Here is a 13,910-nt window from a genome sequence, read left to right on the forward strand (position 1 = left end):
CTACGGTCTATTTATGACTACGGATCAGGTGGTGTTGGTCACCGAGAGCGAGCCGACTGACCCTGAGCCGATGCGCTCGATGATGGAGTTTCTTGTAGCAGCAGCGGAAGCCGGAATCGGCGACGGTATCCGGTCGATCTCCCCGATACGGCGGAGCAACGAGGCGGAGGCATTCATCCGCACGTCCCTGTACCCGTCGGCCCTGCACCTGATCACCGACCTGTTGCGGGCTCACGCTGCAAAGCTGCCCAAGCAGCAGACCGGAGACCTCTTACGGGCGCTGGCGGGCGGGACTGGCTCGGTCGGGGGCGAGTCGTGAGTGCCAACAGCGGCATGATCATTGCGGGTCTACCGGCTGAACCCGGAAAGCGGCGTACGGGAACCGGTTCGAGAGATCAAGGTGCAGGCCCGCGAACCGCGACCCTGTCCGTTCGAGCCTGCTTTCCCTCCGTGCGCCTGTCCTCGCTGCACTCGCAAGGCAGGCTGATGGACGGTATCGACCTACCGCTGTGGCAACGTGCCGAGCGAATTCAGGTGGCCTTCGACTCTGCCAGGGAGCACCGCCGGGCGCTGGATGCCCGCCGGGGAGTAACCCGACCACAGACCCCCGCTCCGGACACGTGTTCACCAGCCGTGTCCGGAGCGGGAGGCAAGGCCCGTCAGGCCACCGCCTGATGATGACGCGAACAAGGAGCGAAGGAGGTTCCGAGAATGGCTCTCGAACCGGTCAATTCTGAGCAGGGGGACGGGGGCGACGGTCACCCCGGTCAGCCCTGGACTCCGCCGCCGCCGCCCCCGCCGGACGGCAGCCCGCCCCCCCGGAGACGGGGGCCACCGCAAGTGATCGACGGCTCAATTGAGCAGGGGGACCGCGCCAGTGACGCGCTGGTGCGGTCCCTTCTCGAAGCTGGCTCCGTGACACCCGACTGGGTGGAGAGCCTGAAGGCAGTGCCCCGTGCACTCTTCCTGCCGACCTTGATGTGGGCGCACGACATGACTACGGGCGAGAGCGTTCCTGTCAGTCGGACGGACGACCCCGATGAGTGGCAGCGCCAAGCGTTCACCGACGTTCCGATCGTCACTCAGTGGGACGACGGTGAGCACGAGGGCACTGAGCCCGGAAGCCTCTCCACAAGTTCGGCTTCGATGCCCTCCGTTGTTACCTCCATGCTTCGGGACCTTGACGTGAAGCCTGGCCTCCGGGTCCTGGAGATCGGAACCGGAACCGGATGGAACTGTGCTCTCCTGGCGCATCGGCTGGGCAGCGAGAACGTAGTCAGCGTCGAGGTGGACGGGGCGGTCGCCGCTCAGGCGCGAACCAATCTCAGCCGGGCCGGACTCCACCCCGATGTGATCCGCGGGAACGGTGAACTCGGTTGGCAGCGTGACGCACCGTACAATCGCATCATCGCCACCGCAGGCGTGCGCAGCGTGCCTCCCGCGTGGCTCGCCCAGACCCGGCCCGGTGGCGTGATCCTTGCGCCGTGGGGCACGCACTACGGCAATGAGGATGCACTGGTCCGGCTCACAGTGAACGAAGACGGCAGCGCGAGCGGGCCGTTTCTGCGCCCCGTGGCGTTCATGAAACTCCGGGATCAGCGCTTGGACTGGGAGCGGTTCTCCGACTACGTCTCGGCCTTCCCTGGTGACGCCATCAGGTCCACGACGCGTCTGACTCCGAACGATCTCGGAAGCCAATACGAGACGGCACGATTCGTAACGGGCCTCGTCGTGCCCGACCTGGCCCACGTGGTCAACCAGCCGGATGCCGACACGACGAATGCGTGGTTCTTCGACCTGACCAGCCGCTCATGGGCAGCCGTCGTCTTCCGCACGGGGGAGCCGTTTGCCACGGCCTACCAGTCTGGTGGCAGGCAACTGTGGGACGAGGTAGAGCAAGCGCTCACCTGGTGGGCACGGGAGGGTAGACCCGAGCTTGACCAATTCGGGCTCACGGTCCTGCCGGACGGAGAGCAGCGCCCATGGTTGGGCGATCCGATGAACACAATCCGCACCGGCTGAACTCGATCATGGAAATGGATGGAGGATCGAATTAAAGCAATGCGTGTCCATGGTCGATCCTGAGGTGCCGGGAGCGGCCTTTTTGTGTGTCCAACATTAGAAGTCAAAACCGTTTTGAGGCGTCCTAGTCAACATGTCCGCATCGTCGTCTGACCTGACCGGTAAGGCCGGGTCACACCGGCCATCGGCCCGGCGCCATCCTGCGGCGTCGGGCCGATACCTGTCGTTCGCCGCGTACTACCGCGCCCAGCGTCCCATGGTCGGCGCGATTCCGATCAGGCACTCGATGCCGGTCGGGAAGCCAACGAGGGCGTAGGCGGTCAGGCGCAGGTTGCCCTCAAGGCAGACCAGATTGTCCTGGCTCTCGCCGACGAGGATGAGCGGAGGAAACCGCTCGCCTCTGATGAGGGCGTGGGCTGCGTCGACGAACCGTTTGTTGGGCACGTCGAACGCCCGTAGCCCTGCCTTGATGTGCGCAGCCGCGTCGGTCGGCCGTCGGCTGCCACCTGACAGTTCGACCCAGTAGGAATAGTCGAGGTAGCGCACGTTGGTTGCCTCGGCGGCGGACAGGAGTGCTCTGGTCCACGTGACTTGAGTCGGGAAGTTTTCGTACAGGTCGCGGTTCTCGCCGTACCCGCGCACCGCAGCGAGAAGGGCGCGACGCGCGAAGTTCGCTCCAGCGTCGGAGAGGTCCGGATGCGTCAGCAACTGCTCGGCCTGTCCGGCTGCCACCAGGTGGGACCGGAGGTTCGGGCCGAACCTCCGGCTGGACAGCTCGCCGCGCAAAAAGCAGGCGACCATCTCGTCCTCACTGCTCATACCCAGTACCTGCACGACCGTCAGCATAGGATCGAAGCCGCTCACCCGTCCCAAGCCAAAGGTCAGATAGGACGGAGCGGTTCAGAACGTCCTCTCAGGCCTTTCTGACAACGATCCGGTCAGGAAGCAGCTTCTCCAGGTCGTCCACGTCCGAGGTGAAGACGGTGACCTGTCACCGCGGACGGCGAGGGACAGCGCCGCCGTCATTACCGTTGCCACGGTGCCCGGCCTGGCGACGCCTGTGCTCGGCGTCGAGGTCGTCCATCGACTCGTAGGCCGCCGACCTCTCGCTGTCCGTGACCGGCCCGTGCTCCTCCTCAAGCCAGCCGACCAGCTCCAGCAGACGGTCACGGTCGTGCTTGAACCGCAGCGCCTCGGCCACATACGCCGAGATGCCGCGCTCAGCGGCGTCTGCCCGGATCTCCTCCAGGAGATCCTCCGGAATGGTCACTGTCACCTTCTTGGATCCCATACATTCGACCGTACTTCCCGTACTTCCCGTACTTCCCGTACTTGCCAGCTGGTCCGGCCCAGTCAGTAGCAGGCCCGTAGCCGTGCCAGGGCGTCCGGGCCCGCGCCCAGGTGGTCGAGACCGAGGAGGGCGGCGCCGGCTATCGGGGGGACGTCGGCGTAGCGGGGCAGGGCTGCTGGGGCGTGTTCCTTGAGTCTGGCTTCGACGGTCTCGGTGATCAGCGGGTGTCTGCCGGCCAGGATTCCGCCGCCGAGGACCACCTCGACGTCCGTTCCGGCCAGGTCGAGGCGGTCCAGGACCGAGCGGGCCATCAGGAAGACCTCGTCCGCCTGACGGTCCACCAGGGCGAGCGCGACCGGGTCGCCGTCCTCGGCTGCGGCGAACAGCAGCGGGGTGAGCAGGAGGATCTGATCTTCCGTCAACCTGCCCTGGTAGACGGCGACGGCGACGTCCTCCACCGAGCGTTCGCCGAAGTACCCGGCGACCCGTTGCCGCAGCAGGGTCTCCGGGCCGCGGCCGTCCTCGGCCCGCATCGCGGCGTGCATCACCTCGTTGCTGAGCCAGCGTCCGCCGCCCCAGTCGCCGGTGTGGTAGCCGAGCGCCAGAAAACGGGCGGTGCGGCCGTCCGGGCCGACGCCCGCGCAGTTCATCCCGGCGCCGCAGACCACGGCGATGCCCCAGGGGCGCTGGGTGCCCGAACGCAGCAGAGCGAAGGTGTCGTTCAGCACCTGGGAGGTCTCCGACCAGCCCAGGCCCGCCAGTTCGGCCGAGAGCGCGACCTCCTCCTCCGGCAGGTCGACGTTGGCCAGGCAGGCGGAGGTGTGCCGGGCGATCGGGCCCGCCGGGTCGAGCCCGGCCGAGGCCGCGAGTTCGGCCACCAGCGGTGCCAGCGTGCCGCCGCCCGGGGAGGTCGAACCGGGCCCCCGGACGCTCGCCAGCAGGCCGCCGTCCTCGGCGATCAACGCCAGGTCGGTCTTGCTGTTGCCGCCGTCGACGGCGAGCACCGCCGGAAGGCCGCCATGGTGACGTCGCGTCAGATCCACCCGGGTCGGTCCCTGCTCTCGTGGACGGGAAGGTGCGCACCGGAGCCGTCCGGTACGCCGGAGGCAGCAGCGGAGGAAACGGAGGCAGCAGCCGTGGCGACATGGCAGGCCGCCGCATGCGCCTCGCCGAGCAGCCGCAGGTGCGGCGTGGTGGTGGCGCACTCGGCCACCGACACCGGGCAGCGCGCCCGGAAGCGGCATCCCGGCCGGGGGTCTACCACCTTGGGCGGCTCCCCCTTGTCCGCCCCGGCCAAGGCGGCCAGCGGCGCCCGCGGGTCCGGCACGGTGGCCAGCAGCAGCTGGGTGTACGGGTGCTTGGGCGCGGCCAGGATGCCCTCGATCGAGCCCTGTTCCACGATGTGCCCGGCATACATCACCACCAGCCGGTCGGCGGCGTAGCGGGCGCTGGCCAGGTCGTGGGTGATGTAGAGGAAGGAGACGCCCTGCCGGTCCCGCAGCCCGGTCATCAGGTTGAGCAGGCCGATCCGGATCGAGACGTCCAGCATGGACACCGGCTCGTCGGCGATGATCAGCTTGGGGTTGGACGCCAGTGCCTGGGCGAAGCCGATGCGCTGCCGCTGGCCGCCGCTCATCTCGTACGGGAACTTGGCCAGGTACTGGTCGGCCGGGGTCAGTCCGACCACGGTGAGCAGCCGCTTCGCCTCCTCCACCCGCTGGGCGGCGTCGAGTTCGGGCCGGTGCAGCTTCAGTGTGCGCAGGATGCCGTGGGAGATCCGGTAGACCGGGTTGATCGAGCTGAACGGGTCCTGGAACACCATCGGGGCCTGGCTGCGGTAGGCGAGCAGCTCCGCCCGGGAGCGCAGCCGGGACAGCGGCACCCCGTCGAACCAGATCTCGCCGGATGTCGGCTTGTAGACCATGGCCAGCAGCCGGGCGACGGTGGACTTGCCGCTGCCGCTCTCCCCGGCCAGGGCGACGATCTCGCCGCGTCCGATGCTGAACTCGGCCTCGTCGACCGCGTGCAGGTTCTTCCTGGAGAAGACGCCGCCGATCTGGAAGTGCCGGGTGAGCCCTTCGGTGCGGAGCAGGGGCTCGGTCATGCGGTGACCTCCTCGTGCGCGTGCAGCAGGCAGCGGACCCGGACCTGCTCGACCTGGTACAGCTCCGGGGCGGTCGCCGCGCAGCTGGGCATCGCCTGCGGGCAGCGCGCCGCGAAGCGGCATCCGGTGGGGAGGTCGGCGAGGTCCGGCGGCGAGCCGGGAATGCCGAGCAGCGGCACCCGGGGGCCGTGGATGGACGGGAAGGCGTCCAGCAGCCCCTTGCTGTAGGGGTGCCGCGGAGTGTCGAACACGGTCCGGGTGGCGCCGAGTTCGGCGATCTGCCCGCCGTACATCACGATCAGCCGGTCGGAGAAGTGGCTGACCAGCGACATGTCGTGGGTGACGAAGATGATGGCGAAGCCCAGTTCCCGCTGCAGCTGCTTGATCTGCACCATCAGCGAGCGCTGGGCGACCACGTCCAGGGCGGAGGTGGGCTCGTCCATGATGACCAGGTCGGGGGTGAACAGCAGCGCCATGGCGATCATCGCGCGCTGCCGCATCCCGCCGGAGAGCTGGTGCGGGTAGCTGTCCAGGTGCACCGGGTCGACTCCGACCAGCTCCATCACCTCGCGCGAGCGGGTGCCGATGTCGGTGTCGAAGCTGTGCGCCCGCAGCACGTCGCGGAACTGGGCGCCGATGGTGGTCACCGGGTTGAGCGCGTTCATCGCGCTCTGCATCACCACGGAGAGTTCGGACCAGCGGACGTCCGCGAGTTGACGGTCCGTCATGCCGACCAGGTCGCGGCCCTTGAACAGCACGCTGCCTGCGGTGGTGCTGGCCGGCGGGCTGAGCAGTTGGGCGATGCCGAACAGCAGGGTGGACTTGCCGCAGCCCGACTCGCCGACGATGCCGAGGAATTCGCCACGGTCCAGGGTGAAGCCCACCCGGTCGACCGCCAGCGCCGAGCCGCGCGCGGTGGCGTACTCGACGGTGAGGCCGCGCACGTCCAGCAGCGGCCCGTCATGGGCGGGGGCGGCGGCGGCACGGGCGGTGGCAGCAGCGCGGCCCGGGGCGGCGGCACGGGCGGAGCCGCCGCCCGCGGCGGGGTCAGGACGCGGCGACACGGAGCCTCCTCACCGGGCGCAGGGCGGGGTTGCCGATCTCGTCGAAGGCGTTGTTCAGCAGGGCGAACGCGGCGCCCAGCAGCGCGATGCAGATGCCGGGCGCGGTGGCCCAGACGTAGGCGCCGGTCTGCAGCGCGGACTGGTTCTGCGCCCAGTAGAGCATGGTGCCCCAGTCGTAGGTGTTGATGTCGCCGAGGCCGAGGAATTCCAGGCCGGACGCGGTCAGGACCGAGTAGAGCGCCGCGCCGAGGAAGTTGGCGACGATCAGCGAGGTCATATTGGGCAGCAGTTCGAAGAAGATCACGTAGATCCTCCGCTCGCCGCGGACCCGGGCCGCCTCCAGGAAGTCGCGGTTCCTCAGCGAGAGTGCCTGGGAACGGAGTTGGCGGGCCCCGTAGGACCACCCGGTGACCACCAGTGCGATGATCATCACGGAGATGCTGTGGTGCGCGAAGTAGCCGGCGATCACCACCACCAGCGGGAGGGTGGGGATGACCAGGACCACGTCGGTGAAGAGGTTGAGGCCGTCGTCCCAGACCCCGCCCAGGTAGGCGGCGGAGACGCCGATCAGCACCGAGAGGACGGTGGCCAGCAGCCCGGCCAGGACGGCGATCATCAGCGCGGGCCGGGCCCCGTGCACCATCTGGACCAGGATGTCCTGGCCGAAGGCGGTGGTGCCGAGCGGGTGCTTGCCGGAGACGCCCTCGGACACCGCGTCGGTGATCGTCGCCGGGTTCCCCGGGGCGATCAGGTCCGGCACGGCGGCCATGACGATGAAGACGAGCAGGATCAGCAGTCCGGCAGCGGCTTTGCCGTTGTGCCGGATCGCTCTGAACAGTGCGGTCATGTGGGTGGTTACCTCGCGCTCTGCCGTCGGTCCCGTCGCCGGGGCTAACGGGCGTTCCGGGTACGGGGGTCGAGCAGGGCGGTCGCGATGTCGGCGAGCAGCACCGAGACCAGCACGGCCACGGTGATCACCAGGAACAGGCACTGCATCACCGGGAAGTCCTCGTTGTTCACCGCCTGGACCAGTTCGAAGCCCACGCCCGGGTAGTTGAAGACGTACTCGACCAGCACCGCGCCGCTGACCACGAAGCCGAGCGACATGGCGAACCCGGTCAGGTTGGGCAGGATCGAGTTGCGCGCGGCGTAGTCGATCATGATGCGCCGTCCGGGGAGGCCCTTGGCCCTGGCCATCCGGATGTAGTCCTCAGCCAGGGTGGTGACCATGGTGTTGCGCATGGTCAGCACCCAGACCCCGACCGAGGTGACCAGGATCGACACCGCCGGGAGGACGGCGTGCATCAGCACCGAGCCGATGAAGTCGCCGTTCCAGCCTTCGACGTAGGTGTTGTCATAGCCGAAGGCGCCCGGCAGCCAGGGGTTGATGTCGGCGAACACCATGATCAGGGCGATGCCGACCCAGAAGTACGGCAGCCCGGTGCCGACCACGAACAGCGGCGGCAGCACGCTGTCCAGCCTGCTGCCGCGCTTCCAGGCGGCGAGCGCGCCGATGCCGGTCCCGAGCAGGAAGGCGAACACGGTGGTCAGGCCGACCAGCCCGAGCGTCCAGGGGATGGCCGCGCCGACCACGCTGGTCACCGAGGCCGGGAACTCCTGCACCGAGGTGCCGAAGTTGAGCGTGGCGCAGTTGCCCAGGTAGGTGACGTACTGGGACAGCAGGCTGGCGTGGGTGTTGATGCCGAGCGCGGTCTCGACCGCCTCCAGCGACTTGCCGCTCAGCCGGCCGTGGTAGCGGGCCATCATCGCGGTCACCGGGGAGCCCGGCAGGAGGTGCGGGATGGCGAAGTTGATGGTCAGTGCGGCCCACAGGGTGAGCACGAAGAACCCCAGGCGGCGGATCAGGAATCTCACCCTGTGGACCTCTCTTGTCGGTTCCGGGCGGTGAGCGGTTACTTGGGCTGGAGGTGCAGCAGGACCTGGCCGATGTCCGGGTAGTTGAAGGCCGCGGGCAGCGCGTACGGGTCGGCCTTGGTCGGCCAGCCGGTGAACTTCGCGGTGTTGTACTGGTACCAGGCCACCGACTCGGTCACCGGGATCACCGGGACGTCGGTGAGCATCACCTGCTCCAACTGGCCGATGATGCTCTTCTGCTCGGCCGGGTCGGAGGACGCCGCGTACTGGTTGAACAGCAGGTCCGTGGCCGGGTTGCTGTAGCGCTCGAAGTTGGTTGCGGCGGGCTTGCCGATCGGCGCGCTGTTGGACGAGTAGAGCCACTGCCGTAGCTCGTAGTACGGGGTGGGTCCGCCGGTCTCGCCGTAGTAGGCGAGTTGGAAGTCGCCGTTGAACAGCTTGCTGTCGTAGGCGTTGGCGCTCAGGTTGTCGATGGTCAGACCGATCCCCGCGGCCTTCATGCCCTGGGCGACGACCTGCAGGGTGGCCACCCAGTCGCCGTAGTCGCCCTGGTTCACCACGGAGAAGCTGAGCTTCTGCCCGTTCAGCACGTAGATGCCGTCCGGGCCCTTCTTGGCGCCGAGCCCCTCCAGCAACTGGTCGGCCTTCTGCGGGTTGTAGCTGTAGTCGTCGGCTGCCTTGGCGTCCGGGTCGACCCAGCTCGGGAAGGTCTCCGGAATGACGCCGAACTGGTGGCCGGGCGGCTCCTGGCCGCCTTCGCCGATGGTGGAGGCCTTCTGACGGTCCGTCGCATAGGCCAGCGCCCGGCGGACCACCGGGTTGTCCAGCGGCGCGACCTTCTCGTTGAGGAACAGCGAGACCTGGGTGGTCGGCGGCGACCAGGTGTGGTTGTCCTTGCTGCGCTGGGTGTAGAACTTGTCGATGTTGGGGATGAACTGACTCCCCCACTGCGCCTGCCCGTTGGCGAGCTGGTCGTTCGCCGGACCGTTGCTGGTGTACGCCGGGTACTTGACCGTGGTGACCTTCGGCAGGCCCGGCTGCCAGTACTTCGGGTTGGCGGTGTAGGTGATGTTCTGCGGGGTGCAGGGGTTGATGACGTACGGACCGGTGCCGATCGGCTGGTCGTCCTTGTAGGAGACCGGGTCCGCGATGCCGGACCAGATGTGCCGCGGAACGATCGGGACCTGGTCGGCGATGTAGTAGAAGTACGGCAGCGCCGGGTTGTAGAAGCTGAGCGAGACCTGGTCGTCGCCCACCTTCTTGGCCGAGGAGAGGACCGACCAGATGGAGTTGAGGTCGAGCGCCGGGTTCTTCTTCAGCAGGTTGAAGGTGTAGAGCACGTCGTCGGCCGTCATCGGGGTGCCGTCGCTCCACTTCACCCCCTTCCTGATGGTGAAGGTCAGCGTCTTGTTGCCGTTGCTCCAGGCGTACGAGGTGGCGAGCCACGGGCTGGCCTTGTCGCTCTGCAGCTCGTTGACGAACATCAGCGGCTCATAGACGGTGCCCGCGGAGAGGAAGTTCGACGAGTTGTTGTAGGGGTTGAACGAGCAGGTCCATAGGCCGCCCTGGACGTTGGCGATGGTCAGCACCCCACCGCGCTTGCCACTGCCGCCCGTCCCGCCGCCCTTGCCGGAACCGGAGCCGCCCGAACCGCAGGCGCTGACCAGCAGCGCGGACACGGCGACGACGGCGACGCCGAGGACCCTGGCTCTCTTTCCCGAGGTGCGCTTCACCATGAGGGTTGTTGCCTTTCACTCCGCTGGCGACCACTAGTTAGGGAGTTTTACTAACTGATGTCGAGCCAGGGTCGCGGTCGGACGAGGCTTTGTCAAGGAGCCTTACTTGGAAGGGTGGCGAGTATGCCCATCTCTGTGCTGGTCCGGGGCCGAAACCCGGGCGCAACACAGCGGCGGTGTACTGGCGAATTGAGTGGTGCTCAGATGCCGTCGCAGCAGGCTGTGTTGGGGAACGACTGCGCAGGCGGCGCCCTCGGGGCGTTCAAGCTGGCCCTGCTCAACGACGGGCGGGTCACCACGGCCGGCGCAGGAGCGGCATCCCCGACCCGGCCTCACGCCGGGCCGTGAGCGACTACGTACGGTGGCGGCCGCCGGAGCTCGACCCGGAGCCGCTCGCCTCGGCGACCAGCCTGCGGACCAGCACCCCCACCGGTGACTTCATCCTGGACCGGGTCGGCGCACTGGTGATCGTCTCGCCCTGCCCGGGACACGGCGGCCAATACGCGCCGCTGATCGGGCGGCTCACCGCTGATCTGGCCCTCGGCAAGGCCGGGGGCCCCGGCGCGGTTCGCACTGCCCGGTCGCGCCAGCACGGCGCAGCAACGTCCTTGCGCTTGCAGCGATCCAGCAACTTTGCAACGTCATTTCGCGTAATTCACGTATGGAGTTTGCAAGGCGCTGACTCTCCGTCACTTTGCTTGGCGAGCAAGGTCACTAATGCCCGTGAATGCCCGCGCATCGAAGTCTGCGCGATCCATTGACGCCGTCAGGCGGCCTCTGTAACTTCCTGCTCGGTAGCTGCAAAAATCTCTCATCCTGACGATATTAGTCAGGAATTGATCCGCAATTTACGGCTCACTCCGCCACCTCGGAGAGGCACGTGATGTCACTTCCAGCTGCGCACTGCCGGGCGCCCCCCTCTGCCGCCCCCGCCGCGAGATCCCACCCACCGGTCGGTCCCCATGGGCCGACCTGGCGCCGCCGTCACGCAGAAGCAGAGGAAGAGGATGCCCACAAGTCCCAGCACGCCGCACGGCACCACGTATTCGCACAGGATGAGAACTCCCGGCCTCAGAACGGTCGTTCTGGCGCTGATCGGGATGCTCGTCGCCATGCTCCCGGTGTTCAACATGCTCCCGGCCTCCGCCGCCGGAACCAACCTGGCGCTCGGGAAGACCGCGACCACCAGCAGCAGCAACGGGCAGTACAGTGCCGGGAACCTCAACGACGGCAACCAGGCCAGCTACTGGGAGGCGTCCGGCGGCTTCCCGCAGTGGGCACAGATCGACCTGGGCTTGGCCACCTCGGTCAACCAGGCGGTACTGAAGCTCCCCGGATCGACCGACTGGGCCGCCCGGACCGAGACCCTGTCCGTCCAGGGCAGCACCGACGGATCCACCTTCTCCACCATCGTGGCATCGGCCGGGTACACCTTCGACCCGTCCACCGGCAACACGGTGACCATCAACTTCGCTGCCACCACGGCCCGTTACGTGCGGATCAACATCACCGCTAACACCGGCTGGACAGCGGCGCAACTGTCCGAGATCGAGCTCTACGGCTCGGGCAGCGGCGGCGGCAGCTCGGCCAACCTGGCCACCGGCAAGACCATGAGCTCCAGCGGCGTCAGCCAGAACTACGTTGCCAGCAACGCCAACGACGGAGACCAGTCGACCTACTGGGAGAGCACCAACAACGCCTTCCCACAGTGGCTGCAGGTCGACCTGGGGGCCTCGCTCAGCATCAACAAGGTTGTGCTGAAGGTCCCGGCCCCGACCTCCTGGAACACGCGCACCGAGACACTCACGGTGCAGGGGAGTACGGACAACAGCAATTTCAGTACGTTGGTGGCGTCGGCGGGGTACACGTTTGATCCGTCGACGGGGAATACGGTCACGGTTGCGGTGCCGGCGGTGACGACGCGGTATGTGCGGTTGTTGATCACGGCGAACACGGGGTGGCCGGCGGGTCAGATCTCGGAGTTCGAGGTCTATGGCCCCAGTGCGGGTGACACGACTGCGCCCAGCGCGCCGACGGGGTTGGCGTACAGCTCGCCCGGGTCGGGTCAGATCAAGCTGACCTGGAACGCTGCGACCGACAACGTGGGGGTCACTGGTTACGACGTGTACCGCAACGGGGTGCTGGCGACCACGGTGACCGGCCTGACCTACACCGACTCCCAGCCGGACACGGCAACCGTGTCGTACTACGTGCGGGCGCATGATGCGGCGGGGAACCAGTCGGGCAACAGCAACACGGTCACCCGTACCGGGTCCGCCCCGGTGGACACGACCCCGCCGACTGCCCCGGGCAACTTGGCGTACAGCTCGCCTGGGTCGGGTCAGATCGCGCTGACGTGGACTGCTTCGACGGACAACGTGGGTGTGACCGGCTACGACGTCTACCGCAACGGTGCTTTGGCGACTACGGTGACCGGGCTGACGTTCACCGATTCCCAGCCGGACACGGCGACGGTGTCGTACTACGTGAAGGCGCATGATGCGGCGGGGAACCAGTCGGCTGCCTCGAACACGGTCACCCGGGCCGGGTCGGGGGGTGGGACGGGGGTGAACCTGGCGGTCGGCAAGCCGATCTCCGGGACGCCTGCGACGTTCACGTTCCTGGTCGGCAACGCCAACGACAACGATGTGACCACGTACTTCGAGGGCGCCAGCTACCCGACCCAGGCCACCGTGCAGCTGGGTGCGAACGCGGACGTGACCTCGGTGGTGGTCAAGCTGAACCCGGACGCCTCCTGGGGCACCCGCACCCAGACCATCGCGGTCCTTGGCCGTGAGCAGTCCGCAACCGGCCTGTCCACGATCGTGGCCGCCCAGCCCTACACCTTCAACCCCGCCACCGGCAACACCGTCACCATCCCCGTCACCGCCCGGGTCGCGGACGTAGAACTGTCCATCACCTCCAACACCGGCGCCCCCGGTGGTCAGGTCGCCGAGTTCCAGGTCATCGGGACTCCGGCGCCGAACCCGGACCTGACGGTGACCTCCTCCTCCTGGTCCCCGACCGCGCCGATCGAGACCGACCCGGTCACCGTGTCGGCCACGGTCAAGAACACCGGCAACGCCGCGGCTGGGGCTACGAACGTCAACTTCTACCTCGGCACCACCAAGGTCGGCACCGCCGCCGTGGGCGCCCTGGCAGCCGGCGCCACCACCACCGTGTCCACCTCGATCGGCACCCAGAGCGCGGGGTCCTATGCGTTGACGGCGAAGGTGAACGAGGCCAACACCGTCATCGAGTCGAACACCAGCAACAACGCCTACACCAACCCGACGAACCTGGTCGTGGCCCCGGTGCAGAGTTCGGACCTGGTGCCCGCCGCGGTCACCTCCTCGCCCAGCACCCCGGCCGCCGGAAACACCGTCACCTTCACCACCACGATCAAGAACCAGGGCACCATCGCCACCACCTCCGGCGCCCACGGCGTCACCGTGACGCTGCTGGACTCCAACAACAGCGTCGTCAAGACCATGACCGGCTCCTACACCGGCACCCTGGCCCCCGGTGCGTCCTCCACCCCGATCACGGTGGGCACCTGGACGGCGGTCAACGGCAAGTACACCCTGCACACCGTTGTCGCGGTCGATGCCAACGAGGTGCCGGTCAAGCAGGGCAACAACACCTCCGACACCTCGTTCTTCGTCGGCCGTGGGGCGAACATGCCCTACGACGCCTACGAGGCCGAGGACGGCATGCTCGGCGGCGGGGCCGCGGTAGTGGGACCCAACCGCACCATCGGCGACCTGGCCGGTGAGGCCTCCGGCCGCAAGGCCGTCACCCTGAACTCCACCGGCGCC

General features: G+C 67.8%; 12 protein-coding genes. 4 read left to right on the top strand and 8 right to left on the bottom strand.

Going from position 1 to position 13,910, the window contains the following annotated elements:
- The first annotated feature begins 13 nt into the window (after positions 1 to 13).
- Positions 14 to 319 (top strand): hypothetical protein, encoded by a 306-nt coding sequence (locus tag ACEZDE_RS27550; protein WP_380541473.1) that lies wholly within the window; start codon positions 14 to 16, stop codon positions 317 to 319.
- A gap of 596 nt (positions 320 to 915) precedes the next feature.
- Positions 916 to 2,022, top strand: a complete 1,107-nt coding sequence (locus ACEZDE_RS27555) for a methyltransferase domain-containing protein (RefSeq protein ID WP_380541476.1) — start codon at positions 916 to 918, stop codon at positions 2,020 to 2,022.
- A gap of 237 nt (positions 2,023 to 2,259) precedes the next feature.
- On the opposite strand, the gene ACEZDE_RS27560 is transcribed toward ACEZDE_RS27555, so the two are convergent.
- The 8 genes from ACEZDE_RS27560 to ACEZDE_RS27595 all read right to left on the bottom strand — a co-directional run bounded on the left by ACEZDE_RS27560 (position 2,260) and on the right by ACEZDE_RS27595 (position 10,092).
- Complete coding sequence (locus tag ACEZDE_RS27560; protein WP_380541479.1) at positions 2,260 to 2,886, bottom strand: hypothetical protein; 627 nt, start codon at positions 2,884 to 2,886, stop codon at positions 2,260 to 2,262.
- Between the two features lie 127 nt (positions 2,887 to 3,013).
- The gene (locus tag ACEZDE_RS27565; RefSeq protein WP_380541482.1) at positions 3,014 to 3,313 is read right to left on the bottom strand and encodes a CopG family transcriptional regulator; all 300 of its coding nucleotides are present in this window, start codon (positions 3,311 to 3,313) and stop codon (positions 3,014 to 3,016) included.
- 62 nt (positions 3,314 to 3,375) lie between these two features.
- Positions 3,376 to 4,356 carry an N-acetylglucosamine kinase gene (locus tag ACEZDE_RS27570; RefSeq protein ID WP_380541485.1) on the bottom strand — a complete coding sequence of 327 codons (981 nt, stop codon included), beginning with the start codon at positions 4,354 to 4,356 and terminating at the stop codon, positions 3,376 to 3,378.
- Entirely contained in the window at positions 4,347 to 5,417 is a 1,071-nt protein-coding gene (locus ACEZDE_RS27575; RefSeq protein ID WP_380541488.1) for an ABC transporter ATP-binding protein, read from the bottom strand. The genes ACEZDE_RS27570 and ACEZDE_RS27575 overlap by 10 nt, the downstream gene beginning before the upstream one ends.
- A complete protein-coding gene (locus ACEZDE_RS27580; RefSeq protein WP_380541491.1) occupies positions 5,414 to 6,481 on the bottom strand; it encodes an ABC transporter ATP-binding protein in 1,068 nt (355 codons plus the stop codon). The genes ACEZDE_RS27575 and ACEZDE_RS27580 overlap by 4 nt, the downstream gene beginning before the upstream one ends.
- Complete coding sequence (locus ACEZDE_RS27585; protein ID WP_380541494.1) at positions 6,465 to 7,328, bottom strand: ABC transporter permease; 864 nt, start codon at positions 7,326 to 7,328, stop codon at positions 6,465 to 6,467. Before ACEZDE_RS27585 ends, ACEZDE_RS27580 begins: the two co-directional genes overlap by 17 nt.
- Positions 7,329 to 7,372: 44 nt before the next feature.
- Positions 7,373 to 8,356 carry an ABC transporter permease gene (locus tag ACEZDE_RS27590; protein WP_380541497.1) on the bottom strand — a complete coding sequence of 328 codons (984 nt, stop codon included), beginning with the start codon at positions 8,354 to 8,356 and terminating at the stop codon, positions 7,373 to 7,375.
- A gap of 38 nt (positions 8,357 to 8,394) precedes the next feature.
- Positions 8,395 to 10,092: an ABC transporter substrate-binding protein gene (locus ACEZDE_RS27595; RefSeq protein ID WP_380541500.1), complete on the bottom strand. Its 1,698-nt coding sequence runs from the start codon at positions 10,090 to 10,092 to the stop codon at positions 8,395 to 8,397.
- Between the two features lie 344 nt (positions 10,093 to 10,436).
- On the opposite strand from ACEZDE_RS27595, the gene ACEZDE_RS27600 reads away from it, so the two are divergent.
- Entirely contained in the window at positions 10,437 to 10,853 is a 417-nt protein-coding gene (locus ACEZDE_RS27600; RefSeq protein WP_380541503.1) for a hypothetical protein, read from the top strand.
- A 294-nt stretch (positions 10,854 to 11,147) separates the two neighbouring features.
- On the top strand, positions 11,148 to 13,910 hold a 2,763-nt coding region (locus ACEZDE_RS27605), incomplete at its 3' end, for a discoidin domain-containing protein (protein ID WP_380541506.1).

Source organism: Streptacidiphilus cavernicola (assembly GCF_042510955.1).
GTDB lineage: Bacteria > Actinomycetota > Actinomycetes > Streptomycetales > Streptomycetaceae > Streptacidiphilus > Streptacidiphilus cavernicola.

Coding starts and splice junctions, on each gene's coding strand:
- ACEZDE_RS27550 (WP_380541473.1), top strand. CDS start 14: ATGACTACGGATCAGGTGGTGTTGGTCACCGAGAGCGAGCCGACTGAC.
- ACEZDE_RS27565 (WP_380541482.1), bottom strand. CDS start 3,313: ATGGGATCCAAGAAGGTGACAGTGACCATTCCGGAGGATCTCCTGGAG.
- ACEZDE_RS27575 (WP_380541488.1), bottom strand. CDS start 5,417: ATGACCGAGCCCCTGCTCCGCACCGAAGGGCTCACCCGGCACTTCCAG.
- ACEZDE_RS27585 (WP_380541494.1), bottom strand. CDS start 7,328: ATGACCGCACTGTTCAGAGCGATCCGGCACAACGGCAAAGCCGCTGCC.
- ACEZDE_RS27595 (WP_380541500.1), bottom strand. CDS start 10,092: ATGGTGAAGCGCACCTCGGGAAAGAGAGCCAGGGTCCTCGGCGTCGCC.